The following is a 26,224-nucleotide window of genomic DNA, read 5'->3' as shown; positions in this document are numbered from 1 at the left end:
GGAAGCGAATAGTTCCATTCTTAAAGACTAGCCTGCAATCTATTCATTAAAAGGCTTTTCATTTCATAAGATATAGCATTTTGAATTTCATGACCTTTATTTCCTACCTCGGTAAAAAAATACCGTGGTTATAAAATCGATCTTGTCTTTAAATCCTTTTATGCAATCTTTAAAATGTTCGGTGTTATGATGATGCTGTTATGACAGCTCTCTATTTTGCGCTCGCCAATTTTGGCGAATGTTAATTTGCTCTTTTATGTGATTAACAATCCAATCTTTAAAACAAGATGTGATCTTTAAACGTATGTTATCGATATTTTCAAACGACTAAATTTAAAACAATGTGATTTGTGCTGTGATAAAAACGTATCATAAAATTTATGAACTGTTATGAATGATATCGGCTTTTCATTTCATATGAACGTTTACATGCGTTATAATATTTACATTATGATTTGCTTTTTATGGTCTATTCATACATGGCAATCTTATATAAAAAATAGTCAAATGAATCATGCATAAAAAGATGGATTCTTGAGTGGATTCATATAAAATAATTGCAAACAATCTATTGACTTTATTGTGTTTTTTGATATTATACTGAGTACTATCTCGGCTGTCTGATAAACCAAATGCGCGGGCGCAACTGGCGCCATTTTTTCCACTGCATCCACTGCTTTGGCAACAAACTCTGTGCGATCAAGCTTTGCACGATAAGTGGTCTTTTTATTGATCTTCTCCCACAAGGCCAAAAACTCTGGTGAAGCCACTGTTTGCTTTTTAAGCTTAACCCGCACCTCGCGCGTAGCATTACGAATAATCGGCATGGCTTGGCTCGCTTCTAGCGCCTGCAGCACAGCCTGCTTTTGCCCTTTACTAAAACGTTCACTTAAATCCAACGTCCCAGTCGCCCATTGCGCTTTTAATGTATCTGTGATTTTTCCTGCTGATGTAAGCAAAGCTTTTTCACGTAACTCAACCAATATATCAGCAGCCTCTTGCGAAGACAGAATCTTTGTTTCCGTCACAGCTGTCATATAAATCAGATCTTGCAGCATCTCAACATTAATAAGCGCGCCCGCATTAGTTTTTTTCACAATTTCTTGACGCAATTCGCGTGGCATTTCCTCCGCCCCTATAGCATCAAATTCGCTCGCTACTAAATCTTGATCTACTTTAACGACACCCGCCTCATCAATAAAATCTTTTGCAACAAGTATTTTAACAATTTTTTGTGCTTGCGATACTTCCACTTTAGCGGCCACATATTTTACATCTTCATAAATACGGCCAACCAACTGCTCCATCTGCAATGTACCAAGTTTATAACCAATATCCGCTTCTAATTCTTTTTGCAATGTACTCACAAACTCAGCAAAGCTTTCATTCACCATGACATGCAGCACATTTATATCTTTATCTTCTACCTGTTCACCGTGTTGGTTTACGCACAAGCGCAAACCGCGACCAATCTTTTGCCGTGCGGTAAAATTCGATTTTTGCTCAATCAACATACACACTTGAAGCACATTCGGATTATCCCAGCCTTCTCTCAAAGCCGAATGTGAAAAGATAAAACGCAAGGGGCATGCAAAAGATAATAACCACTCCTTATCACGCATAATCGTGTTATAAGTGTCATCATCAGCTTGGCTGTCGCCCTTTGTATCCTTATACACGCCTTTCTTGTCTTGCGAGAAATAACCGCCGTGCACATTTCGAACATTTTGCGCAAACTTAGTTCGTAAGGAGGCATATTTCTTTTTCGCCAACAGCTCTTCATAACATTCTTCAAACATACGCTCATAAAGTGCTGGCTCTTCATCAGAGCTACGATATTTAGCCACCTCATCAATAAAAAAAAGTGATAAAACTTTAATCCCTAAAGACGCAAGCCGCAATTCTTTATCTAAATGTGTTTCTATAGTGCGATAAATTTGCGCGCGTTTAAGCTCTATTGTATTCACATCACCAAGGGCGTGGCCAAATTTGACAACTTCAGTATCAGAAAACTCAACAGCTTCATCCCCCGCCATGCAATTGATACCCGAAACAATATAACCCCTATAAAGCTCACGCCCGCCCGTAACGCGATACAGATCATCGCCTTGTCTCACTGTAACTGTTTTGCGGCTCACAGTGCCATTCTTTCCCGCAATATCCAACTCTAAGCGCGCCTTAAAGCCATGTTTGTGTGATACGGATTTCAAGGCAATATAGGGACGGTTAAAATCTTGCTCTATCTGATTAGAAGAGACACAAATTTGCTTTACCAGTCCTTTTTGATAAGCATCAACAGGTGTTAAACGATATAAAAGATTAATCTCCTCTTTATGCGTGGCACTATAGCGGAAAACACAAAGCGGGTTAAGGCTCGCAATAGCCTCTTTCGCTTTTGCTGTACTATCCACCGATTGCGGTTCATCTATGATCACAATCGGTTTTGTGTCTTGGATATAGCGCATAGCACTTTCGCCATTTAGTCTATCTTGCGGAAGATTGATAATATTTTCCGCTTTTTTAAATGCATCAATATTGATAATCATAATTTCAATATTGGTAGAGCTTGCAAATTGGCGAATTTGCGAAAGATCTTTTGAATTATAAATAAAATAACGATAGGGCAGATTATCAAACTCTGCTTGAAAATGCTCCCTTGTTACTTGAAGTGATTTATATACCCCTTCGCGAATAGCAACACTTGGTACGACGATAATAAACTTGATAAAGCCATAGCGTTGATTTAACTAAAAAATCGTCTTGCTATAAACATAAGTTTTGCCTGTTCCCGTTTCCATCTCAATAGAAAACTGCTTTTGCTCTAGCGTCTCACTCGCCACGAGTTTATTGTTCTGTTGCACCTCTTGTAAATTTGCTAATATAGTTTCATCACTGATCAATAATTGATTACCATAACCAAATTCATTTAACGCTAATTGTCCTTGTTCTGAACACAAGAAAATAGAAGAATCTCGTCGTGGTTGGCCTTTAAACAAATCAATGACGCTTTTAACGGCATCATTTTGAAATTCTTGTTGTTTAAATTTAAGTCTCATATCGCCGCCTCAAGATTCCCATCTTCAATCTCATGGAGGATAATAGAAAGGAGGACACTAGAAAGTTACATGATAGCATATTTTTAGGCTCCCATATGCGCGTGGCCAGTAGCACACCCTCCCCCCAATTAGTGCAGAAATGACGTCGCTCTTGGTACTGGACGCGTTACGTCGGTGCTAACCTTCTCTTATTTTTTGTAGAACAGAAAGCGCGTATCAGGCTCTCTAGCCATACTTAGAGTATGCAAAGTTATTCATCACTCTAAAACACTTTAAGCGCGCAGTTTTATGTTTTGTATTAAAGGATTTTTGCTTTCAAAATATACGAACAACATCACACAAAGTAGAATAAACAAGCTGCCCCCAACATTAAACCAAACCTTCTCTGTAACCATCACTGTTGCACCGAAACAATTAACAATAGCGTGGACAAAAAAAGGCGCACACGCATAAAATTTAGAGCGCGTAACAACACCACGATACGCCAAGCATGTATTGAAAATATGCATGAGTATGACGCTCATTAAAGCACACAAAAAAATACTCGCTTGCGTCCAGGAATAAAAAATTACATACTCACTGGCTAATAACCTAGATCGAATAGGCCAGCCATTATAAACAAGGAAAGGTCCTAGCGCCTTATAAACTAATTCGCATAAACCCCAGCCTATGCCAATATTCAGCGGCAAACGCCACAACAAACTAGGCGAGCACCGATAAAACTTAGTAACTAACCAACGACGCATGGCTTCTTCTGCTACAACAAAAAAAACCGTAAATGTTAAAAATAAAAAAACAAGCGCCAGCCCCTGCTCTGCATGACTCTTGGTTTCAACAATACTCATCATATAAAGCGTTTTTATTACAGATTGCTCCCAAAAAGCAATAAGCCCGAAAACAATGCAGCTAGCAACAAACCATCCCACAGCACCAGCGACAACCAATTTGAACTTCAGAAAATGATGAAGCACACATAGAAGAAAAACAACGCCAAGCACTTGCAGTAAACGTAAGGCATCAAGTTTATGTTCTGTTTCCGAGTAACGCCATACTAACAGAACAATCACCCCAAAAACTATGCCGCTCAACAGCACATTTATCCAACTAAACGTAGAGCGAAAAAAATTATAAATGACAACACCATAAATAAGGCCTGCGAGAAGCGAAGTAATAAATAAAACCAACATTATTATGCCCCCTCATTTACTACAGCGTAACTGCTATTTTTCTTCATGGATAATCTGTCTTGCACAAAATCATAAATTTGCCGCATAAGAGCAAACATAAGAATAGTAGCGATTGTATAATGCCCAATTGCAAGAAGTTCTGGCTCAGCGGCCTGCCATGAAAAGCGCGCCCAAGCCGCCAAGCATTGTAAAAGCAGGATAAGAACAAAAAAACGCCATTTCTTGTCAAGGCAAACCACAAGCATTAAGAAAGTTGATAAAAGATTCAGACCTATAATAAACGCATAATATATTACCGTCTCAAGTAAAGAAAGTAAGGCGTCCCTATCAAGACTAAAGGCCCCTTTTAGGATTTTCACAGCTTCTGGTAGAGATGTAAGCAGTGCAAGCCCTATAGCAGCCCCCCAAATCCCCATTCCCACGCCCAGTCCTGCCTCTACACCATTGCCATTATCTTCTGCCACCCAATGAGAGAGCAAAAAAAACTGCATAATCGCCATGCCTATAGGGAATAGACCAACAGCAAAAACAATATTAGGCGTACTATAAGCAGAAAAATCTAAAATCAAACTGCCTATCATACGCATAAAGCCGTATAGAAAAAAAATCAAAAGCACATAACAACCAGCGCTTGACCCAATAATTGCCTTCGTGCCTTTAAACGTTTTAACCAAAGAGAGTAACCAGCGGTACCCCAATATAAGCGAAAGCGCCAAAACATAATAAGGAAAATAACTCACAGCGCCATAAACATAAAGAAAAACAAGACACAAAACAACGAGCAAGAAAACCAAATGTTCAACCAATGTTTTTTTCTTCATCAAAGGAAAAATAATCAGCACCAGACAAAAAACGGCGCCGATAACAGATAATGTCAATTTGTCAAGCATTATTGCAAGCCTCAAAAATAGAATTTATTAATATTGCATAGCCTGAAGAAATGTCAAACATAAACAAAAGACCAACCGCAAAATGAATTACAAAAGGCAGATAGAAATAGACCTTGCGCTTATCTTGGAAACCAAGATACATAAAACGCGTATTTACAACATGCATCAATACAATCATGCCCGCGGCAATAAGATAGCTGATCGCTTGTGGACAAGATTCAAATGCGGACATAGCCCACCATTTGTGGCGCCCTATCAACACGGTAATTCAAGTAAAGAAAAAGAGCTGGGAGGGTCTTATAGCATAAGTCTAGAACACCCCAGCCCAGCCCGAAATAAAGGACCTCACGCGCAGCTAATTCTGGCTTATATACGCGAAGCAACCACAAACGCAAAAGCTCCGCAGTTAAAACTGATATCAAAAGGATAAAAAAGGGATAGTTTGCAGCAACCAAACTCATGTAATGCACCACCTGCTGCTGGCTATTATTAGCAGCAGACAAAGCAGGCAATGGCAACAAAGAACTCAAATATATAAAACCTGCCCCAATACACAAGGTAGCAACTGCACCACAGAACCCAAGAACTAAATATTTATATAAGTAGTGCTCGTGCAGAATTAAAAGAATGCCAAGATAACATACCAAAAGCAAAGATAAGTCTGGAAGCCCACTTTCACTATGTGGATAAGCGAAGATGATAGCGCAGGAAAGGCCAGCTAGCCCCCCCCAAAATGACGCGCTCGCCCAACAAGCCATTGTTTTTAAGGAGACGAGTGCTGGAACTTATCCCAAAACTAAGCAGCATTCCAAAAATTAAGTCAGACATATAATTTCCTTAAAGCGCCTTGCCCTCCCAAGCATACCAAGATATTATTGCGGGAGAAAAACTCCCTGCTAAGAGGCTGATAGCGTACCCCTTAGCAAGGCCTTTACCTTGTTAAAAAAGCCAGGTCAAACAACAATTTCACCACTTAGAGCGAACACAATCCCAACCAGCTTTAGCAATACTCGCGGATGCACCACGGGACCCCGCCTACTATTGCTCCAGAAACTGCCCCTCCTAGGTTGGCTGCTCTAGGCTGTTAGGATAAACCCAAAGAACTATAGCCTCCTGTCTTCTCACTCAGTTTTCCTTTTAAACGGGTTAATCACGCTAAGCTTCACATTCTTTGATTTAATGTAACGCGCGTACACATAAACAACATACAGCAAACAAATCCACCTTATAACCATTCTATAGTCATCATCTGTATGAACAAACGCTACATAATAAGAAACAAAGAGGCTAAAAAACAGCTCTGCAAGAACATCAAGGACCAACCAATAATATTTCTTTGTAGTAACAAAGAGAACCATCAAAAATGTCAAAAAAACTTGGCCCGTTAGAATAGCAAAACCAAACACCGCATAATCAAACATTTTTTTCACTGCCTCCCTGTTTGCAAAACCTATCTGTTGATAGATTTCTCGAAGGTCTGATAAAAGCAATGATGACACAAAAAAGACGCCTATGGCAAACCCACAGCCAATGCAAATGCTTAAATCTAGCACTGACATAGATTTTTCCTTCAAAGCTTTAGCAATTAGGACATAGCGAGCCCCCCCTATCATCAACGGAATAATGAAAAGCAGATAAATATAGCTCGAAAGCTGCAGATCAAAAAAATCTAACAGAAGGTCATCACTCATAACAATAAAACCAGCTGCGATGAAAAAAATGGGGCAACTTGCGATAATGGCCAAACTAAAGCATTTTATATTGTTTACTATATTGGGTATAAATTCAATGCAAAAAGAAAGAAAGAACATAATTATAGCAACATGAGGAGATGTTATCGGCACACCGCCTATATCCTCAAAGACATACATGAGGGGAGGAACAACCAATGCCGCCACTATGAATGTAACCATGTTCTCCCTGCCTAACATGCTTTTTCCATTAATAGCAATAGTTTTGAGGAATAGATACAACATGCCAAACCACAGACAAAAATAAACGAGCACTAAACCAAACGCGCCCATAGCTCCTCCTGTACAATATTTCAAACATAAAGGTGGCACCTTTTACAGTACCACCGTTCTAGGCTTTAGGATAACCCAAAGAACTACATCAAAAGTGCATCAACATCCCACCACCTGAATTAGCAAAAGATTGACCCAAAAACTGTGTGCCACACTGGGCAGCAGCCACACCATAACCAAGATAACCGCCTATGGTGTCTCCGAATTCATTGCCTACAGCTTGCCCAAAGCTTGCTACGCCCACGCCAGCCATAGGATTACGCCCCGCTGCCCATCCTATGACGAAACCACCCGCAAGGCCAACCTTACCACCATACTTGCTACCAAACGCAGTACCAGAGTTATATTTGCTACTAAAATTATCGGCACTGCAATAATCGTACGAACTACTTGAAAATCTCATTTATTTTCTCCAATTTAGTGTATAGATAAACACCCCCAAGGTTACTTATGTCCCCGCGCCAAAATGGCCTACCCATAATCAACCACCGAAACACCGCTGGAGATATGAATGCACTTTCATGCAAATTCATATTTATAATATATAGTTGACAAAACCAAGGGAATTGCGTCAAAAATATGGCATATTTTAGTAAATTTATGCTTACTTATTTTATGTGTTTAAACTTAATGGTTTGTATTATGAGAAATAATAATGAAAGTCAAATAAGATTCTTTTGGTTTACAAAATATACTAAAAGTATACAAATATACTGATAGAGATATTTATTGTGGCAATTGCAATCAGAATCATAGATTTAGTTAACCCGTTTATATTTCAAGCGATTATTGATCGTATCATTCCGTTTTGAGCAAAATTTGAGGAAAATCATCCGCGCAAGGTCTCTGCTCCATGACGGCTCAAACGCAAAAAAAGCCTGCCAAGCACGGCTTTTAACCGCCTCACAAAACGCCAAAAATAAGAATTAGAAAAGTTGTAACAAGATAAATGGTACGGTTGGTGGGATTTGAACCTACGACCTCTGGTGCCACAAACCAGCGCTCTAACCAACTGAGCTACAACCGCATAAAATAAATGTATCATAACTGTTCACGATTTCGTAAACATTTATTCTTTGCTTATGTGACATAAGGAAGATCAACAAAGTTTGCAAGCCCCTTTAAAAAAATCTCGCAATTTTTTGTGAAGAAAAAAGCGTTTTTTACAAAGGAAATTTTGCCCAATGCTCAAGACTATGATCACGATAGCCTTTTATGTTATCAACGCCATCTTGTTGCATCATCTGCAAAATCTCTTGCAGAATAGTTATGACAAGATTTGGACCTTCATAAACCATCCCACTGTATAATTGAATCAAATCTGCACCAGCTTTTACTTTTTCCAAAGCCGTCTGTGCATCCTTTACACCGCCAACACCGATAATTGCAATCTCCTTCCCTAATTTTTGACGCATTTTTGCAAGCACAATAGTAGAACGTTCAAAAAGTGGACGTCCAGAAAGCCCTCCCTCTTCATTACTGAAGTGACTATTGCTAAGACCTTGGCGTGAAAGAGTCGTATTGGAAACAATCAGTCCATTAAAATCAGAAAGTTTTATTTCTTCAGCAACATCATCTAATTCTTTCTCTGATAAATCGGGAGCAATTTTTAAAAAAATGGGAATGGAGAATCCATGTTTGTTCTCTTGCTCATTTCGCGCTTGCGAAATTGCACTCAACAAAAGATGTAAACTGTCACGGGCCTGTAAATCACGTAAACCTGGTGTATTGGGAGAAGAAATATTAACCGTAAAATAATCAGCAACATCATAAAAATGAGCAATACCAACAGTATAATCATCAATCTTATTAACTGTATCCTTATTGGCTCCAATGTTGACTCCTACAACACCAGTTTTTTTACATGCACGCAATCTGTTGTAAACAACTTGATGTCCGTCATTATTAAAACCCATTCTATTAATAATTGCTTCATCTTCTTTTAAACGAAAAAGCCGTGGTTTAGGATTTCCAATCTGAGGCTTTGGTGTCACTGTCCCAATTTCAGTAAAACCAAATCCTAAACGAAAAATACCATCCACAACCTCTGCATTTTTATCAAACCCCGCTGCAAGACCAATAAAATTTTCAAACTCAAGCCCAGAAACAGTTACACACAAACGTTTGTCGATAACCTTTTGACAACCATTTAATCCACTTTTCAGCCCAAGAATCGCTAAACCGTGTGCTTGCTCTGGATCCAACATAAATAAGGCAGAACGGCCAATACAACGAAAAAAACTCATCAATTCTTCTCCACAACATAAAAATGATCCATCGCACCTCACCTCTACCTTTTAACACAAAAGATTTCCAATCAAAGAGAGCATATTATCCAAATAATATTCCTCTTCTAAAAGAAAACTCATCACATAATAGCCATACATGTTTATATTGGTTATACTATGTAAAGAACTTTTTATTCTTAAAAAATGTTTCTCTTTTTCGACATTTTTTAAAGATTAAAATATGAATCCTAATCTTATAAAATTCAGCATGAATTGAAACATCAATGGCTCTTACCATAGTCATGGTTTTATGACGTCTTATGCAGGAAAGCTCATAATTTTCTTAAAAATGCAGGAAAATTATCTCTATTCCCAAAGTTCCTTTGTATAATATTGTTTTCAATAGAAACAAAGCTTGTTCTATAAAGCTATTTTTTCCTAGCATTTATAGGATACATGGTTCATAAAATCATCTAAATTCATACTATTGTTGCACCATTTATGAGAAACAGAATGCTCAATCAATTTGTACTCTATTGATAAAATTTTGAGGAATCTGCGTTGTTTTCTTTGCCATTTCTGATGCATTAAATACAACTTTGCATCTATTAAGTGCTCTGTCTAACATATATTTTAAGTAATGACAGTTGATCATTGAACTCACACATCATACCTATGACTTCCAAACCAAAACGATCTTGCAAACCCTAGAGCTCTGCTATTTACAAACTGATACAATCTTCCAGCAGATGAAATGTGTCTCTTCCATCGGAATTATCGCCATTTTAGCTCATGCAACCCAATACAAATAGCTTTTAGATAAGCCATAATGCCCTCCTAATTGCTATTATCGCTTACTAAATTAAGAGGAATTAAATTATAAGTTTTACTCCTGTCTCATCTATCTATTTCTTCCATCAGTGCTGAAATATATTTTTTATTCCTAAATTCTCTTTTTATAACAATACGTTATGCCAATATATGTACTTCATTTGAGAAGCTTTCTGATAGCTCAACTTTCAACACTACTCACTTGTGGTATTGTGTAAAAATCTCTCTTTTTAATGTTATCATAAAGATCTTGAGGCAATTATATAAATTAAGCTATAGTTTTCTACTTTCTGTTGCAAAAAGCAGATATAGTTTTTATCAAAAAAGCTTTTTTCTAGGAAATGTTCTATATACATTCAAATAGAACTCTAAAGCTCTTTATTAAACCTTATAAAGTTCTTTGAAAATAATATTAATATTGTAATATAATCCTAAAAATAAAATCTGCCCTTTCCTTTTTCATCAAAAGCGGTAAGTAAATTACCGTATATCGCTTATATAAGGGGAAAACGCAATGCTTAAAGAATTCAAAGAATTTGCCCTAAAAGGTAATATGATTGATCTTGCTATCGGTGTGATTATAGGGGGTGCTTTTGGTAGCTTGGTCAACTCAATTGTCAATGATATTTTTATGCCAATCATTGGGCTGATTACAGGTGGGATTGATTTTTCTAATATGTTTATTCAACTTGCTGGAGAAAAACAAGCAACATTGAGTGCCGCCAAAGCAGCTGGAGCAACCATTAGCTATGGACACTTTATTACTTTACTTATCAATTTTCTCATTATTGCTTGGGTTCTTTTTTTATTCGTTAAGGCTATGAATAAAATTCGTAGAAAAGAAGAAGAAAGCCCCAAAAAAACGTCTTCAGAAGAACAACTTTTAACAGAAATTAGAGATCTTTTGGCTAAGAAAAAATAATTTTATACATGATTTACATCATGGAACACGAGGAAAAAACATTTCCACAGTTGTTCCATAATTGGGTTTTGAGAACAGTAAAAATTGTCCCCCTCTTTCTTCCACCATTGCTTTACACATTGGGAGGCCTAGGCCTGTTCCCATAAAAGCGCTATCACCAGATCGGCCATCTTTGCGCTCTACTTGACCATAAGGTTGCAGTGCCTGTATAATTTCTTCTTCGTTCATCCCTATACCATTATCACTCACTGAAATTTTTACACGTTCTTTTCTATAAGAAACGTGAACAATAATCTGTCCACCCAAAGGTGTAAAACGAATAGCATTGGAAAGAAGATTCCATATAATCTGGCGAAACACTTGTTGTGATACAGGAATAAATGGAACGTGAGGTGGAGCAACAATACGCATGATAATGCCGTTCTGATTGGCTTGAGTTTCAAGAAAAGCTATCGTCGCACGTAAACAAGATATCACATCAAATGTTTCAGAAATAAGGGAAGAATCAATCTGGTTATTGGAACCAGAATAATTTATCTTTGAGCACTCTAGTAATTGATTAATCAGCAATAATATATGTTTTCCAGAGGAAATAATATCGCGTAAATATCCATGATAGCGCTCATTTTCTATCGAACCAAAACGGCCTTCTCTCATAATTTCTGCAAAACCAATAAGAGCATTCAAAGGTGTTCGTATTTCATGAACAACTCCAACGATTTTATCCTCTTCTGCTTTTTTTTCTCCTGATGGAACTGTTTGTGTCCTATCACGCAACATAACAGCATAATTGCCTTGCTTTGCCAAAAATACAATCGTTATCAAAACGGTTATATTTTTATGATTTTTTGTCATTAAATCAGCGGTTTCACTGCGATTTAAAACCTGATTTTTCTCCTCTATACGGATTGATTTAAAATATTTTTCAACCAAAAGTCGGCTTTGCAAAGTAAATAATGAAGAAAATGGCTGTCCTCGTAGTTCATTTATTTCATAACCCATTAATGCTAAGGCTGCCCTACTCGCTGATTGAATAAAGCCCTCTTCATCCAACCATAAAACACCATCAGTTGCTGTATCCAACAATGATAAAACTGCAGCTGGCTCTTTTATGAGAGCTTGTTCTATAGCATTGACCGGCAATGTTTGTGCATATGGTAACTGAATAGCTGTTTCTTCAACTAAATTTTCTTCTTTTACCGATGAATTCAATTCATCACGCAAGTGCTCTGCAATTTCACGAAAAGCTAAGCGTTCTATCTCCGTAAGACATGGCATTTCTGTTGCTAGCTTTTCATTTCTTTTTTCTTGGACTTTTTTTTGTATTTTTAAAACGCCAAAGCCACGAAACCCCTTAAGCTGCTTTTTAACATCAAAAATTGGCAAAGCCGATAATTCAACATCAAGCCATTGTAAGCAACCATCAACAGGCCATTGAACAATCTCTTTACTCCAAGGCATAGCCGCTTCAATAAAACGACTGAGAACCAGATATCGATCATCATTAAATTGATGAGCAAGCTCATGAAAACTACACCCTAAAATAGAAGAAGAGAGAGGACCAACAACTTCAGCTAGCTCTTTTGAGACTTCACAAAACAAACCATTCTGATCGATTTCCCACGTAAAAGGCCGTGGCAAAAGCTCTGGTGTAAAACGAAAAGCTTCTTGCTGACATTTTAATTCATTTGTATTTAACTTTAACTCATCCGCTTTTAATGGCATAATTAAAACAATGTTGTATTTACTCTCAAATGAATAATGCTAATTTGTTTACAATTATCTGTTCTGGTTAAAATAACTTGATATCTCATATCAATTGTCTGTAGCAAAATTTTGACTGTTTCATCAACAAAACAAAAATAAAAAGAAGCTTCCAGCTCTTGTTGCTTATTCACCTATTATTGTAATAAATCCTATTACAATAATAGTAACATCTCCCTCGCATAAATAGTACTCAAAAAGAATACACTTATTTTACGCATTCATGCGCCTGCTTTAACAAAACATATCCCATGATCCCCAAGCTTATTTTACGACAGCATCCTTAAATGGTGTAATGTAAAAGTCCCTATAGAAGATATCAAGGCATTGTGCATTACCATTTTTATGCTTATAAAAAGCTGGTTAGCACCATCATTATACTAATTTCAACCCCTAATGTTACCAATAGTTCTTGGCATTTGAAGGCATTCATAAGCCGCATTTTTATTTTTTTAACTTTTTTACTCCTACATTATTATGATACGCAAGAAAATGGTTTTAATTACTTCAACAGAAACAGATTTGAAATGAGAAAATCTTACAATGTTTGAAACTTTTATTCACTGTGAATAGTGATAAATTATTATAAATCAATATATTGTATTATAAAAATCTCTTTTTCAAATAAAGCTTCTCGTAAGAACACCTTTCTTGAGCCAATAATATCAAATGATAATAAATTCAGCGTAGCGCTTTAAAGTACCCAATGCAACAGAACTTGCATATTGGACACTTTTCTTATGATGCTCCCAAAGATCTTTCTTTCATTAAAATCGCTACAAAAGAAAAAATATGCTACCGCACTATTTTATTAAAAAATTTCTCTGTAAAAAAGAGAACATAAATCATCTGCCCTCATATAAAGATTTGTTTAATTTCTTTATATTCCAGATCATTTAGAAATGTTAAAATATCTCATAACCTCCTTTGATATCAGCTTGTTTACCTCATCAGAAGTCTTAATACAAAAGATCGCTTTTGCTTTATGACTCTCTACTCAATTTTTTAATATTATTATAAAAAACAAAACAAGCACATTTTAATAATGACTGTCAGACATTTTTAAAATTACCCATTTTAAAATGGGCTTGTTTATTTCCCTTCATTGAGTAAAATTTCACGTTTTCCAACATGATTAGCGGCTCCAACAATGCCTTTTTCTTCCATCCGCTCGACGAGAGAAGCTGCTTTATTATAGCCGATTGAAAGTCGGCGCTGAATATAAGATGTTGAACATTTTTTATCACGCATAACAATTTTTACAGCTTGGTTATAAAGTTCCTCACCCTCTTCATCAAAATTTTCTTCCTCAGAAATTTCAGCAGCTGAATCAGCAGAAGTATCCTCTTTGTTATCGTCTTCATTATCTGTTACCGTTGCTAAATAATCAGGTTTTCCTTGCATTTTAAGATGTGCAACGATGGATTCAACTTCTTCATCTGAGACAAAAGGTCCATGAACGCGCACAATGCGTCCACCACCTGCCATATGAAGCATATCCCCCTGACCTAAAAGCGTTTCAGCACCTTGTTCACCCAAGATCGTACGACTATCAATTTTTGATGTTACTTGAAAAGAAATGCGGGTAGGAAAGTTCGCTTTAATTGTACCGGTGATAACATCAACAGAAGGACGTTGCGTTGCCATAATAAGATGAATACCTGCCGCACGCGCCATTTGCGCTAAGCGCTGAATGGCATTCTCTATCTCTTTCCCTGCCACCATCATAAGATCAGCCATCTCATCAACAATCACAACAATATAAGGAAGCTGCGTGAGATCCATGGCTTCTTCATGATAAAGCATTTCCCCTGTTTCCTTATCAAAACCCGACTGAACAGTACACATGATCGTTTCGCCTTTTTGAGCCGCAAGTGCAACGCGTGCATTAAAACCATCAATATTACGCACACCCAACTTAGCCATTTTGCGATAACGTTCTTCCATTTCACGAACAGCCCATTTTAAAGCTGTTACCGCTTTTTTGGGATCTGTTACAACAGGTGTTAAAAGATGTGGTATGCCATCATAAACAGAGAGCTCTAACATTTTAGGATCAACCATGATCAAACGACACTGCTTTGGTGTCATACGATAAAGAATCGACAAAATCATTGTATTAATTGCGACAGACTTTCCTGATCCTGTTGTTCCCGCAACCAATAAATGAGGCATTTTTGCTAATTCTGCAATGACCGGTTCACCATTAATCCCCTTCCCTAAAGCAAGAGCAAGTTTAAACTCACTTTCACGAAAAGAACGTGTTTGGATTAATTCCCGTAAATAAACGGTTTCACGAACCGCATTGGGTAACTCAATCCCGATAACATTACGTCCAGGAATGACAGCAACGCGTGTAGAAATAGCAGACATAGAACGCGCAATATCATCAGAAAGATTAATAACGCGCGATGACTTTACGCCCGCGGCGGGTTCAAATTCATACATTGTTACCACTGGCCCTGGATGAACATGGATAACTTCACCCTTAATGCCAAAATCTTCCAACACACTTTCCAAAAGTCCAGCACCACGTTCTAATGTTTCCTGAGGAATCATTGTACCTTCATGAAAAACAGGTTCTTGCAATAAATTGATCGGAGGAAATTCATAAACATCGCAGTCAACAGATTGAATATTTTGCGCAAAAGCAGAATCATAATTGCCTAATGGCGCGCGGCTAGATTGGAATATTTTAGTTTTAACGTTTGCTCGCATCACAGACAAATCTTTTGAATTCTTTGTGACATCTTTTGTTATACAATCAACGGTATTATTGGCGATAGTATTATTGCTATTTTCAGTCTCTATACAAGCCCCAGCGCCGCTTAACGCCTCAGTATTATTTACCGCCTCTGCATCACTTGACGTATGGACACAATCTTCAACAGAAAGCTTAGAATGATACTCTTTAGTCGTATCATTATTTGTATGCATTAAATCAGAAATTTTCTCAACACCTCGCATCCTTTCCGCTGGAGATTCTGATGTAATTGAATCATAGAGTTGTGGAAAACGGTATTCAAGAACACGGTAAAGAGCAGTTATTGACTCATCAAAGGCAGAAGGAATATGAGGTGTAATTTCATTTTTTGTGTCAATCGATGCATCCTTTTTTGAAGTTTGAGTATCCACATGTTCAAATATCAAAGATTCACACTCAAAAAATGCATCATCGGAAAGGTGCAAAGCAGGATTCATTTTTTGTAGCACATTTTCTCCTGGTAATTTATGTTCTTGTTTATCCTCCTTAAGCGGAATATTTGCTGGTGACATACCAGTAATTTGTCGTGACAACTGCTGTAAAACTGTTGAATGACAAACTGACGTTTTATTCTCTATTGATTGAGGATTAATGACTTTTTTTGTCGATAGAACATTTTTCGTTTTCTTGTTACAGCGTACAATATCTGTCATTTGTTTTTGATCTTGCTTCGTAAAAATTTTAAATTGTTTTGCAAAAACTGGATCTGTTTCTATACGACGACGCAAAATCTCAACTTCTGGGGTTCTCGTAAAACGGACATTTTTTCCGAGGGTAAATGCCTTTTTCCATACTTCCGGATAAGGAAATATCTCAGTAATCTTAATAGATAAATCTTCTCTTGATGCACCTTCTGTACCATCATCAGAAAAAGAAGAGGTAGGAATAGATTTTGTTTTCGAATTATGCATGGCACCCAACAAATTTATAGCAATGAGAAAAATAATCTTTTCAAAAAGAATTCATAGAGACTATCATATGAAGGTTAATAACCTTTTGCTGATGGTTACTTTTTAATGAAAAAAATAATGCCATAATGCATATTTATTCTCCTTATTTACGACGTAAATTGCCCAGTTTATGGTGCCGTATAGCGCGTATTCCATTCGTTTTGAAGAAAACTTCATGATAAAAAAGATTCAAGAAAATTGTCTATGCCTCTCTTTCTCTCCCTTTTCATAAAAGAAATTAGTCTCAATAATACAAATAGTTATATAAGCATTGCTCTATTAAATTCTTCATGCTCAATTACCATAATATAATCTAGTTTCTCGCGTTTTTATAAGATTACCCTTGTTATCCTCGTTTAAAAAGGCTTAGACTAAGACAATCATAATGACATAAATACAAATAGAAAAAAGGGAGCGAATTATGTTTAACAAACGGAAATTTTATATCAATGGTCTATGGGATGATCCAAGCACTCCTCACGACTTTGACGTCATTAATCCATCAACAGAAGAGGCTTGTGCTGTCATTAGCCTTGGAAGTACAAAAGATGCTGATAAGGCAATTAACGCGGCTAAAGAAGCGTTTCAAAAATGGAAAACAACATCACCAAGCGAGCGTCTTGGATTCGTTGAAAAAATTCTAGAGATCTATGAAAAACGTTCCAAAGACATGGCAAAAACCATTTCAATGGAAATGGGAGCACCTATTGATATGGCGCTTAATGCGCAAACTGCAGCAGGAGGTTCCCATATTCGCAATTTTATTGAAGCTTATAAAGAGTTTTCGTTCCAAAAAACTTTAATAAAGGGAAATGAGCAAGCAATCCTTCACTACGACCCTATCGGCGTTGTAGGATTAATTACGCCATGGAATTGGCCCATGAATCAAGTAACGCTTAAAGTTATCCCTGCTCTCTTGGCTGGCTGTACTATGGTGTTAAAGCCTTCTGAAATTGCGCCTCTTTCTGCTATGCTTTTTGCTGAAATTGTAGAAGAAGCCAGACTTCCAGCCGGTGTTTTTAATTTAATCAATGGTGATGGTGCAACTGTCGGCTCTTACCTCTCAGCACATCCAGATCTAGAAATGATCAGCTTTACGGGTTCAACCAGAGCAGGAAAAGATATTTCTAAAAATGCCAGTGCTACTTTAAAAAGAGTCTGTCTGGAACTTGGAGGAAAAGGAGCGAATATTATCTTTGCTGATGCCGACTCAGATGCTATTCAACGTGGTGCACGACATTGCTTTTATAATAGTGGACAAAGTTGTAATGCACCGACTCGTATGCTTGTAGAACAGAGCATCTATGACAAAGCCGTGAAAATAGCCAAAGATATTGCAGAAACAACAAAAGTAGGACCAAACTGCCAAGAAGGAAATCATATTGGACCTGTCGTTTCAAAAAAACAATATGATAAAATTCAAGATCTTATCCAATCGGGAATTGATGAAGGTGCAACTCTTGTTGCAGGCGGGACTGGTTTACCAAAAGGAATGGAACGCGGTTATTATGTCCGTCCAACAGTCTTTGCTGATGTAAAACCTCATATGCGTATTTTCAAAGAAGAAATCTTTGGTCCAGTTCTCTCGATTCTTTCTTTTAGTACAGAAGAAGAAGCTGTCGCTTTAGCGAATGAAACTGAGTATGGTCTTACAAACTATATTCAATCGCAAGATCGCAACAAATGTCGTCGTATTGCGGCACAAGTACGTTCTGGAATGGTAGAAGTTAATGGGCATGGGTTACCCAGTGGAAGCTACTTTGGAGGTGTAAAATTTTCTGGGCGCGCTCGTGAAGGAGGACATTGGGGAATTAAAGAATTTCTCGATAGTAAAGCAATTTCGTACTGGTAAAATCTTATTAAAAACTTAATAGGAATCGTATGGTAATACAGAAAATAACGGATGAAGGTGCTCTTGGGCAACGTCTTGATCAGTGGCTCGCAAAACAATATCATGATGTGCTCTCACGTTCGCGTTTGCAAACCCTCATCCGTGAAGGCTATCTTAAAATTAATGGTCAATTCATAAAGGAACCAAAAACAAAATTAAAACCTAACCAAATCATTGAATTGGCAATGCCTGACCTTCGTGATGCAGAACCTAGTGCTGAAGCTATTGCATTAGACATTCTTTTTGAAGATGATCATATCATTGTTATTAACAAACCAGCTGGTCTTGTTGTTCATCCTGGCAATGGAAATTGGACCGGTACATTGGTTAATGCCCTTATTTACCACTGTGGGAATAGTTTATCTGGTATAGGTGGTGTTAAACGCCCTGGCATTGTCCATCGTCTCGACAAAAATACAAGCGGTGTTATGGTTATTGCAAAAAATGATCTGGCTCATAAAAGTCTCAGTGCTCAATTTTCTGATCATGGACGTACCTGCGCATTAGATCGACGCTACCATGCCTTGATTTGGGGAACACCTCAGCGCAACGTCTGGACAATTGATGCATCACTTGGCCGTTCGCCCCATAACCGGACAAAGCAAGCTGTCATCCATAACCAAAACCCTTATGCTCGTCATGCGGTTACACATGTTTCTCTACTTGAAAAATATGGTTCTCATGCTGACTCTACATCTTTTGCTAGCCTTCTGGAATGTCGCCTAGAAACTGGACGCACCCATCAAATCCGTGTTCATATGTCTCATATTGGGCATCCACTCATAGGCGATACAGTTTATGGAAACGCTTTTAAAACAAAATCAAACACATTCAACCCCACTATTAGAAATGCAATCGATCAATTCAACCGACATGCACTCCATGCTACCAGTCTTACTTTTGAACATCCTTCTATCGGTAAAGTTATGTCGTTTTCTACACCATTGCCTCAAGATATGGCTAAACTTATTAAGCTTTTTAAAAAAATGAATTGAAACTTTTCCCCTTCTCAAGATTTCATAATAAAATATCTTTTTTTGAACAAAATTGAAAAATATGCTAGAGTGAGGTTATGAGGATAGTTAGCTATCTGAAACAGAGAATTTGCCTTATTAGGGAATTCAAACAAAAGGAGGGTGCTATATGGCCCATATGAATTTGTTATCAGTAATGACAGGTGATGGTGGTTTAAACCGTTACTTGGAAGAAGTCCGTCGTTTTCCAATGCTTGAGCCAAAAGAAGAATATATGTTAGCTCAGCGTTACCGTGAGCATAATGATCTAAAAGCTGCGCATAGGTTGGTCACCAGTCATTTGCGTCTCGTAGCTAAAATCGCTATGGGATATCGAGGCTATGGACTCCCCATTGGGGAAGTTATTTCAGAAGGAAATATTGGACTCATGCAAGCGGTTAAACGTTTCGAACCAGAACGGGGTTTTCGTCTTGCAACCTATGCAATATGGTGGATTAAAGCATCAATCCAAGAATATGTATTACGGTCTTGGAGCTTGGTGAAAATGGGGACAACAGCTAATCAAAAGCGCTTGTTTTTCAACCTTCGTAAATTAAAAAGTAAACTTCAAGCACTTGATAGCGGCGATCTCAATGCAGAACAAGTGAAAGAAATTGCAACCCAGTTGAATGTCACAGAAGATGAAGTTGTATCAATGAATCGTAGGCTTGGTGGTGACACTTCACTCAACGCACCAATTCGGACAAAAGAAGGGGAAAACAGCGAGTTACAAGATTGGTTGGTGGATGAATCTAACGATCAAGAACAAATTTTAATTGAAAAAAGTGAATTAGAAAATCGCCGTTCCATGCTCATAAATGCCATGGACAATCTCAATGAACGCGAAAAACGTATATTCAAAGCGCGTCGTTTAAGCGATGTACCACTAACCCTAGAAGAACTCTCTGGTGAATTTAACATCAGTCGAGAACGAGTAAGGCAAATTGAAATGCGTGCTTTTGAAAAAGTGCAAAACTCTATCAAAGATTTTGCTTTATCTCAAAGTTAAGTATAAAATTCTAGAATTAAGTATAAAGTCAATTGTTTGCGCATTCTAAGGTGAAAATGAAAAAAGCATATATTGACTTTATACTGGTAAATTAACCTATAGAATTCTTTGAGATATTGATATGTGAACTTTATTGAGTACGTTTAGTATAATTGATAAAAAAGGCTGTAGAGAACTCTCCACAGCCTTTTATTTTTTTGCATCTATGTTTTATTTTTTTGACCAAGAACTGTTAACTTATCTTGTTGTGCAAGCCATTGTCCAATAACTTCATTAAAAATAGACTTACCTGTTGGTCCTTTTGCAAAGGTTAATTCACTTATACGCCCGTTTTTATCCGTTAACACCAAACGCATCCAATCTAATTCTCGCATCAATTGTAAATTTCGATCAAGAAATGGATGATTACCACTCAATGCGACAAGAAAAAAGTCATCGTTAATCTTTGCAGCAATGGTTCTTGTTAAAGCCTGTCCAATGGATTGTTCACTTGCTTTAAAGGTTAATGCTTGAACATTGCTTATAGCTTTACCTAAAAATTTATCCGAAAGAATAAAAATAAGGTCCATAATATATGAAGCAGGAAATGACTGATCGGTATTACGACGTAAAATTAACCGTAATGATATCCCTTCATCAGGAATTGTTATATCACCTTGTATAGTTGTTTCTTCTGGAGCCCCCTTCACTTGAGACTCTTTTATAAGCGTCCAGCGAGCACTTCCCGTTGCTATCTTTTCTGCATCATAATTTGTACGTGCTTGATAGAAAACAGCTTCACCTGATTTTTCAAGCAATCGCAAATTGCTGGCAACAACTGTTGAGATTCCTTCCTCATCTGAAGAATCTGTCGCTTTTTTTAAACCAACATCAATTTCACTTCCATCCTCTAATAAGCGTTGTGTTAACTTCCTTTTAATTGAAAGTGCCTTTGGTACTCTATGAGAAGCTTGAAGATTTTCTCCTAACAACTGATGATCATTTGATATAAATACACGCCCACCAACAAAAAAAATACCAACAGTTAAAACAACAAAACCAACAACAGAAATAGCACTTATCACAATACGTCTTTGCACCAATGATTTATTAGTACGACGTAAAGCTTGAGAAAAAATATGCGAAACAATATGCGGATTATCTTCCTGCGAAGAAGAAACCTTTAACACACCGCTATTAACATGCTGAGAAGGCAAATAAGCCTCCATATTAACAGGCTCTGCATCTGGTATATCTGATACACAAGGCTCATCAAATATCTTGTTATCCATTGAACGTATAACAAAATCCTGATTTCTTTTTATGTTGACCACTGAAAATTCATTATTCTTTGACCATAGGTTTTTTTTTGTAACTTTCTTATCTTCATTTATATTTGTGGGATTCCACCCAATAACTGAAGCAAGCAACTTCTTTTCAACTGCTAAATATTCTTCCTCAACAGTTGCAATAGAACTTTGAAGAATCTTTCTTTGTTCATCCGCTATTATTTGTGGTATTTTTGCTGTTAAAAATTGATGTTCTAGTGTTTCAGTAGCCCGCTTATAAATCCGCTTACGCACTTGCGGTGTAACATTATTTTGTGCATTAATCGCCTTTTTTAAGATTCCAACGAAATCTACCATTTCCTCTATAATCTCTCTTAAACTGAGAAAAAAACAGCAGTAAAGCTAAAAAACTTTATTTTAGCCTTCTAAATTGATTGTCATTTATACTGGTACAACTATTATAATAGTGTAAAATGAATATAAAAAATAAACAATGCTATTTTGCACCTTTCTCTCACACGCTCTAAAAAATTTTCTTTGTAAAAAATACAGAAACGAACAAAGAACACATATAGAAATCTAAAAACAATAATCAATTTGCAAAGGGATCTGTAATGAGAATAGTATCTTCACGCTCTGGACTCGTGGATAATAAAGCCACTTTCGTATTAATCAATTCTTCAATATAGCGTATATATTTAACAGCCTGCACTGGTAAATCTTCCCACCTCAATACATGTGCTGTTTTTTCCTTCCAGCCTTCTAATGTTTCATAAATAGGCTTCACCCGAGCCTGAGCCCCCATGGAAGAAGGTAAATAATCAATCCTTCTACCATCAAGCTCATAACCAATACAAATTTTTATTTCATCCAAACCATCTAAAACATCAAGTTTTGTCAATGCTATACCTTGAACACCGCAAATTGTTACCATCTGACGGACTAAGATAGCATCAAACCAACCACATCGACGCTTTCGACCCGTTACAACACCAAATTCATGTCCACGCACTCCTAGAAATTCACCAATATCATTTATCTGTTCTGTCGGAAACGGACCCTCTCCAACGCGTGTGGTATAAGCTTTTGCAATACCCAACACATAATGAATTGCACTAGGCCCCATCCCTGAACCTGTACATGCCTGCCCAGCGACTGTATTCGATGACGTTACATAAGGATAAGTTCCAAAATCATTATCGAGTAAAGCACCTTGCGCACCTTCAAAAAGAATGTGTTTTCCTCCCCGATACCCTTCATCTAAAAGACGCCACGTACAATCCATAAAGGGCAAAATTTTATCCGCTACTTGCATCAATTCATCATAAAGCGCTTGAGAATCAATCTCTTCAACACCCATTCCACGACGCAAAGCATTATGATGCCTCAAAAGCCGCTCAATCTTAGCCATAAGCGTATCTTTTTCTGCTAAATCCATCACTCGAATAGCACGCCGTCCCACCTTATCTTCATAAGCCGGTCCAATACCACGCTTTGTTGTACCAATCTTTAAACCAGATAAACCGCTTTCTCGAATCGCATCAAGATCACGATGCAAAGAAAGAATCAAAGGAGCATTTTCAGCAATACGTAAAATTTCTGGTGTAATTTTTATACCCTGATCATATAGTTTTTTTAATTCTGCAACAAAATGATGAGGATCAACAACAACACCATTACCAATGATTGATAACTTTCCACGCACTAAACCAGACGGTAAAAGTGATAATTTATAACTCACTCCATCAATAACCAATGTGTGGCCAGCATTATGCCCCCCTTGATATCTCACCACAATATCTGCTCGCTCAGATAACCAATCTACAATTTTACCTTTGCCTTCATCACCCCATTGTGTACCGACAACAACTACATTGGCCATAACTTTCTCCGTCTGTTTGGTCAAAAAAACCAGCATTCAAAAACAAATGCTTCTTTATAACGAAACCTTAGAGCAAGTGCGACTCCTCATTTCAGATTTTTCTCAATCTTTAAGTGATTAAATTTTTTAATTTATGATATAAATTTGTCATTTTTGCCACAAAAAGCGAAAAAATAGAGATTTTAATTTGTGCTTTACCTAACACCTGACAAAGCATTCATTCCCCCTCTTAATCTTTTACAATTAATGTAATACTTAAAGGCTGTTTGTCTAATACAAGAATACGAAAGATTATCATAATCTCTCGTATTTTTTCTGTTTAAAAACGCGTTGTAAAAATCGCCAATAATTATTTAAAGCTGTGCTTTTTCAACTTGGAACGCCCATTCAAGCCATTCTGTTAAAATTTCAAGATCGGAAGCTTCAATTGTTATACCCGCCCAAATTCGAAGCCCAGGAGGAGCGTTGCGATATGAACCGATATCATAAGCGACCCCTTCCTCATCAAGACGTTTCACAACCGCTTTTATAAAAGATACTCGCTTTTCCGTATCCAAAGCAGTAATCACTGGATCCACAATATCTAAACAAATAGCGGTGTTAGAACGTACTTCAGGATCTTTTGCCAAATATTCTAACCATGGCGTTTTGCGAACAAAAGCATCAAGTACAGAAAAGTTTTTCTCAACCCGTGCTCTTAATGCCGCGGCACCTCCTAGAGACTTTGCCCACTTCAACCCATCAAGAAAATCCTCAACACAAAGCATAGAAGGCGTATTGATTATCTTTCCTTTAAAAATATCTTCGTTCAACTTTCCATTTTTCGTCATACAGAAAAGTTGGGGCATCGGCCAAACTGGAATATGATTCTCAAGCCTCTCAACAGCACGAGGACTTAAAATCACCATACCATGTGCAGCCTCACCTCCCAAAACTTTCTGCCATGAAAAAGTGACAACATCTAATTTTGAAAAATCAAGATATTGCGCAAAAGCTGCAGATGTTGCATCACAAATGGTTAATCCAGCCCGCTTATGCGGAATGAAATCCGCATTAGGAATACGCACCCCAGAAGTTGTGCCATTCCATGTAAAAACAACATCACGATCAAAGTCAAGTTGTGTTAAATCTGGTATTTCACCATAAGGAGCTTCGAAACGACGCACATCAGAAAGCTTTAATTGCTCGACAACATCTTTATTCCACCCAAATCCAAAACTTTCCCACGCTGCCATATCAATGCCACGCTCACCTAATAGAGACCATAGAGCCGCCTCAACAGCACCGGTATCTGAACCTGGCATAATTCCTATACGATGATCAGAAGGAACCTCAAGGATCTCACGAGTTAAATTAACAACTTCAGCAAGTTTTAATTCTGCTTCTCTCGATCTATGTGAACGCCCAACTAATGCATTTTTAAGAACATCAAGAGTCCAACCAGGCCGTTTGCTACAAGGGCCTGAAGAAAAATTAGTATTATTGGGACGACGGCTTGGTTTTTGTAACATTATCATTATTTCTCCCCTTTTGGATGTTTGTTTTTCTTTATAAAGAAAAACAAATCACTATAAAGACTACTCAATAGTCTTTAAAAAAATCAAAAATGTTTTCTCTTTATTTCGTAAGCTTAAAATTCACGGAAACTTTGTAAAAAAATCTTTTTTAATCATGCTGTTAGATCGATTCTTTTATTTTTTTCGTATCACCACCACGATAAGAATAGCATTCTGATAACAACACACTAACGTATCATAACATACCTATCAAGTTTATTTTATAATAAAAATTCATTGATCACTCTCTAGAATAGGGAGATAAACTTATTAAAAAATCAATTATTTTTCTTTTGATGACTGGACAGAGAAAATTTTAATGTTATAACCACAAACAATTTACATGTTTTATGAAACATGCCCAGATAGCTCAGTAGGTAGAGCAGCGGACTGAAAATCCGCGTGTCCGTGGTTCGAATCCGCGTCTGGGCACCATTTTGTATCTTTAACATATTGAAATATATAGATTTTTTCTTTAAACCGCCATTTTCAGACCACCTTTCAGACCACCTTCTACGGTTTATATAATTTTACCTAATTTGTTCTTATTTGCTCCTTATTTTTCTTTGGAGTGAAGTCTAAGATCTCTTTTTTTCTCCATCTCACTGCTCTCCCTAGCTTATATGGCTCCGGAAACAACCCCTGAAGCACCCAATTGCGAATCGTTGTTGTGGATACACTAAAAAGCTGTGCACACTCACGTGTCGTTACATATCTATCTCCATCATCAAATATCATCTCATTACCTTTCTCTTTTTTATATTAATTAAATGGGCGGGGGTGCTGGGAGGAGAGAGCACCCCCATAGGTTCAAGCAGCTTTTGTCAAAATCTTTTGCATTTCTTGTTCTATTTCCCCTAAAAAGATTTCGACAGCTTTATTGATCTCTTCAATGTGTTTCTCATCGCGGTTGACGCGTTTGATTTTCATTCTCAAACCAGTAGATTTGCCTACAAAGTTTGGATTATAGCTCATGAAATCACACCATT

19 protein-coding genes, 2 tRNA genes and 1 pseudogene are annotated in these 26,224 nt (G+C 37.2%); 5 read left to right on the top strand and 17 right to left on the bottom strand.

The genetic code is table 11. The features are described 5' to 3' along the window. Positions 1-512: 512 nt before the first annotated feature. The 10 genes from ACFIJJ_RS07875 to ACFIJJ_RS07830 all read right to left on the bottom strand — a co-directional run bounded on the left by ACFIJJ_RS07875 (position 513) and on the right by ACFIJJ_RS07830 (position 9,403). Positions 513-2,546 (bottom strand): hypothetical protein, encoded by a 2,034-nt coding sequence (locus ACFIJJ_RS07875; protein ID WP_375646555.1) that lies wholly within the window; start codon positions 2,544-2,546, stop codon positions 513-515. A 201-nt stretch (positions 2,547-2,747) separates the two neighbouring features. Next, positions 2,748-3,056, bottom strand: coding sequence for a hypothetical protein (locus ACFIJJ_RS07870; RefSeq protein ID WP_375646554.1), 309 nt, complete (start codon positions 3,054-3,056; stop codon positions 2,748-2,750). A 272-nt stretch (positions 3,057-3,328) separates the two neighbouring features. Next, positions 3,329-4,243 carry a hypothetical protein gene (locus ACFIJJ_RS07865; protein WP_375646552.1) on the bottom strand — a complete coding sequence of 305 codons (915 nt, stop codon included), beginning with the start codon at positions 4,241-4,243 and terminating at the stop codon, positions 3,329-3,331. 2 nt (positions 4,244-4,245) lie between these two features. Beyond that, positions 4,246-5,133, bottom strand: coding sequence for a hypothetical protein (locus tag ACFIJJ_RS07860; RefSeq protein ID WP_375623492.1), 888 nt, complete (start codon positions 5,131-5,133; stop codon positions 4,246-4,248). Then, positions 5,126-5,365: a hypothetical protein gene (locus ACFIJJ_RS07855; protein ID WP_375623490.1), complete on the bottom strand. Its 240-nt coding sequence runs from the start codon at positions 5,363-5,365 to the stop codon at positions 5,126-5,128. Before ACFIJJ_RS07855 ends, ACFIJJ_RS07860 begins: the two co-directional genes overlap by 8 nt. Next, positions 5,352-5,663 carry a hypothetical protein gene (locus ACFIJJ_RS07850; protein ID WP_375623488.1) on the bottom strand — a complete coding sequence of 104 codons (312 nt, stop codon included), beginning with the start codon at positions 5,661-5,663 and terminating at the stop codon, positions 5,352-5,354. The genes ACFIJJ_RS07855 and ACFIJJ_RS07850 overlap by 14 nt, the downstream gene beginning before the upstream one ends. Positions 5,664-6,254: 591 nt before the next feature. Further along, positions 6,255-7,046, bottom strand: coding sequence for a hypothetical protein (locus ACFIJJ_RS07845; protein ID WP_375646551.1), 792 nt, complete (start codon positions 7,044-7,046; stop codon positions 6,255-6,257). A gap of 199 nt (positions 7,047-7,245) precedes the next feature. Further along, a complete protein-coding gene (locus tag ACFIJJ_RS07840) occupies positions 7,246-7,560 on the bottom strand; it encodes a hypothetical protein (protein ID WP_375646550.1) in 315 nt (104 codons plus the stop codon). Positions 7,561-8,107: 547 nt separating this feature from the next. Continuing rightward, positions 8,108-8,184, bottom strand: a tRNA-His gene (locus ACFIJJ_RS07835). Between the two features lie 136 nt (positions 8,185-8,320). Further along, positions 8,321-9,403, bottom strand: coding sequence for a quinone-dependent dihydroorotate dehydrogenase (locus ACFIJJ_RS07830; protein ID WP_375646549.1), 1,083 nt, complete (start codon positions 9,401-9,403; stop codon positions 8,321-8,323). A 1,327-nt stretch (positions 9,404-10,730) separates the two neighbouring features. Between ACFIJJ_RS07830 and mscL the strand changes: the two genes are divergently transcribed. Continuing rightward, complete coding sequence (gene mscL, locus ACFIJJ_RS07825; RefSeq protein ID WP_026500234.1) at positions 10,731-11,138, top strand: large conductance mechanosensitive channel protein MscL; 408 nt, start codon at positions 10,731-10,733, stop codon at positions 11,136-11,138. An 18-nt stretch (positions 11,139-11,156) separates the two neighbouring features. Here the strand turns inward: mscL and ACFIJJ_RS07820 are convergent, their stop codons facing one another. Both ACFIJJ_RS07820 and ACFIJJ_RS07815 read right to left on the bottom strand, forming a co-directional pair. Beyond that, complete coding sequence (locus ACFIJJ_RS07820; RefSeq protein WP_375623478.1) at positions 11,157-12,863, bottom strand: ATP-binding protein; 1,707 nt, start codon at positions 12,861-12,863, stop codon at positions 11,157-11,159. Positions 12,864-13,994: 1,131 nt separating this feature from the next. After that, a complete protein-coding gene (locus ACFIJJ_RS07815; RefSeq protein ID WP_375646548.1) occupies positions 13,995-16,577 on the bottom strand; it encodes a DNA translocase FtsK in 2,583 nt (860 codons plus the stop codon). Positions 16,578-17,037: 460 nt separating this feature from the next. Between ACFIJJ_RS07815 and ACFIJJ_RS07810 the strand changes: the two genes are divergently transcribed. From ACFIJJ_RS07810 to rpoH, 3 genes are all read left to right on the top strand, one after another. Beyond that, complete coding sequence (locus ACFIJJ_RS07810; RefSeq protein WP_375623474.1) at positions 17,038-18,468, top strand: aldehyde dehydrogenase family protein; 1,431 nt, start codon at positions 17,038-17,040, stop codon at positions 18,466-18,468. A 29-nt stretch (positions 18,469-18,497) separates the two neighbouring features. Then, positions 18,498-19,502 (top strand): RluA family pseudouridine synthase, encoded by a 1,005-nt coding sequence (locus ACFIJJ_RS07805; RefSeq protein ID WP_375646546.1) that lies wholly within the window; start codon positions 18,498-18,500, stop codon positions 19,500-19,502. Positions 19,503-19,650: 148 nt separating this feature from the next. Further along, positions 19,651-20,529, top strand: a complete 879-nt coding sequence (gene rpoH, locus ACFIJJ_RS07800; RefSeq protein WP_375646545.1) for an RNA polymerase sigma factor RpoH — start codon at positions 19,651-19,653, stop codon at positions 20,527-20,529. 203 nt (positions 20,530-20,732) lie between these two features. Here the strand turns inward: rpoH and ACFIJJ_RS07795 are convergent, their stop codons facing one another. From ACFIJJ_RS07795 to ACFIJJ_RS07785, 3 genes are all read right to left on the bottom strand, one after another. Next, the gene (locus tag ACFIJJ_RS07795) at positions 20,733-22,154 is read right to left on the bottom strand and encodes a hypothetical protein (protein ID WP_375646544.1); all 1,422 of its coding nucleotides are present in this window, start codon (positions 22,152-22,154) and stop codon (positions 20,733-20,735) included. A 235-nt stretch (positions 22,155-22,389) separates the two neighbouring features. Further along, entirely contained in the window at positions 22,390-23,679 is a 1,290-nt protein-coding gene (locus ACFIJJ_RS07790; RefSeq protein WP_375623466.1) for an adenylosuccinate synthase, read from the bottom strand. Positions 23,680-24,032: 353 nt separating this feature from the next. Continuing rightward, positions 24,033-25,196, bottom strand: coding sequence for a phosphoserine transaminase (locus ACFIJJ_RS07785; protein ID WP_375623464.1), 1,164 nt, complete (start codon positions 25,194-25,196; stop codon positions 24,033-24,035). A gap of 398 nt (positions 25,197-25,594) precedes the next feature. Between ACFIJJ_RS07785 and ACFIJJ_RS07780 the strand changes: the two genes are divergently transcribed. Further along, a tRNA-Phe gene (locus ACFIJJ_RS07780) sits at positions 25,595-25,670 on the top strand. A gap of 99 nt (positions 25,671-25,769) precedes the next feature. On the opposite strand, the gene ACFIJJ_RS07775 is transcribed toward ACFIJJ_RS07780, so the two are convergent. Both ACFIJJ_RS07775 and ACFIJJ_RS07770 read right to left on the bottom strand, forming a co-directional pair. Beyond that, positions 25,770-25,973, bottom strand: coding sequence for an AlpA family transcriptional regulator (locus ACFIJJ_RS07775; protein ID WP_273790351.1), 204 nt, complete (start codon positions 25,971-25,973; stop codon positions 25,770-25,772). A 72-nt stretch (positions 25,974-26,045) separates the two neighbouring features. Next, a pseudogene (locus tag ACFIJJ_RS07770) lies at positions 26,046-26,224 on the bottom strand (exonuclease); the annotation flags it as partial.

Source organism: Bartonella sp. TT29SHDZB, from assembly GCF_042193395.1.
Classification (GTDB): Bacteria; Pseudomonadota; Alphaproteobacteria; order Rhizobiales; family Rhizobiaceae; genus Bartonella.
Note: the sequence above shows the minus strand (reverse complement) of the source record. Positions and strands in the feature narration are given on the sequence as shown.

What these genes read in the sequence shown, in the direction of transcription:
- ACFIJJ_RS07875 (WP_375646555.1), bottom strand. Translation starts at nt 2,546, where the DNA reads ATGATTATCAATATTGATGCATTTAAAAAAGCGGAAAATATTATCAAT.
- ACFIJJ_RS07870 (WP_375646554.1), bottom strand. Translation starts at nt 3,056, where the DNA reads ATGAGACTTAAATTTAAACAACAAGAATTTCAAAATGATGCCGTTAAA.
- ACFIJJ_RS07865 (WP_375646552.1), bottom strand. Translation starts at nt 4,243, where the DNA reads ATGTTGGTTTTATTTATTACTTCGCTTCTCGCAGGCCTTATTTATGGT.
- ACFIJJ_RS07860 (WP_375623492.1), bottom strand. Translation starts at nt 5,133, where the DNA reads ATGCTTGACAAATTGACATTATCTGTTATCGGCGCCGTTTTTTGTCTG.
- ACFIJJ_RS07855 (WP_375623490.1), bottom strand. Translation starts at nt 5,365, where the DNA reads ATGTCCGCATTTGAATCTTGTCCACAAGCGATCAGCTATCTTATTGCC.
- ACFIJJ_RS07845 (WP_375646551.1), bottom strand. Translation starts at nt 7,046, where the DNA reads ATGGTTACATTCATAGTGGCGGCATTGGTTGTTCCTCCCCTCATGTAT.
- ACFIJJ_RS07840 (WP_375646550.1), bottom strand. Translation starts at nt 7,560, where the DNA reads ATGAGATTTTCAAGTAGTTCGTACGATTATTGCAGTGCCGATAATTTT.
- ACFIJJ_RS07830 (WP_375646549.1), bottom strand. Translation starts at nt 9,403, where the DNA reads ATGAGTTTTTTTCGTTGTATTGGCCGTTCTGCCTTATTTATGTTGGAT.
- mscL (WP_026500234.1), top strand. Translation starts at nt 10,731, where the DNA reads ATGCTTAAAGAATTCAAAGAATTTGCCCTAAAAGGTAATATGATTGAT.
- ACFIJJ_RS07820 (WP_375623478.1), bottom strand. Translation starts at nt 12,863, where the DNA reads ATGCCATTAAAAGCGGATGAGTTAAAGTTAAATACAAATGAATTAAAA.
- ACFIJJ_RS07815 (WP_375646548.1), bottom strand. Translation starts at nt 16,577, where the DNA reads ATGCATAATTCGAAAACAAAATCTATTCCTACCTCTTCTTTTTCTGAT.
- ACFIJJ_RS07810 (WP_375623474.1), top strand. Translation starts at nt 17,038, where the DNA reads ATGTTTAACAAACGGAAATTTTATATCAATGGTCTATGGGATGATCCA.
- ACFIJJ_RS07805 (WP_375646546.1), top strand. Translation starts at nt 18,498, where the DNA reads ATGGTAATACAGAAAATAACGGATGAAGGTGCTCTTGGGCAACGTCTT.
- rpoH (WP_375646545.1), top strand. Translation starts at nt 19,651, where the DNA reads ATGGCCCATATGAATTTGTTATCAGTAATGACAGGTGATGGTGGTTTA.
- ACFIJJ_RS07795 (WP_375646544.1), bottom strand. Translation starts at nt 22,154, where the DNA reads ATGGTAGATTTCGTTGGAATCTTAAAAAAGGCGATTAATGCACAAAAT.
- ACFIJJ_RS07790 (WP_375623466.1), bottom strand. Translation starts at nt 23,679, where the DNA reads ATGGCCAATGTAGTTGTTGTCGGTACACAATGGGGTGATGAAGGCAAA.
- ACFIJJ_RS07785 (WP_375623464.1), bottom strand. Translation starts at nt 25,196, where the DNA reads ATGATAATGTTACAAAAACCAAGCCGTCGTCCCAATAATACTAATTTT.
- ACFIJJ_RS07775 (WP_273790351.1), bottom strand. Translation starts at nt 25,973, where the DNA reads ATGATATTTGATGATGGAGATAGATATGTAACGACACGTGAGTGTGCA.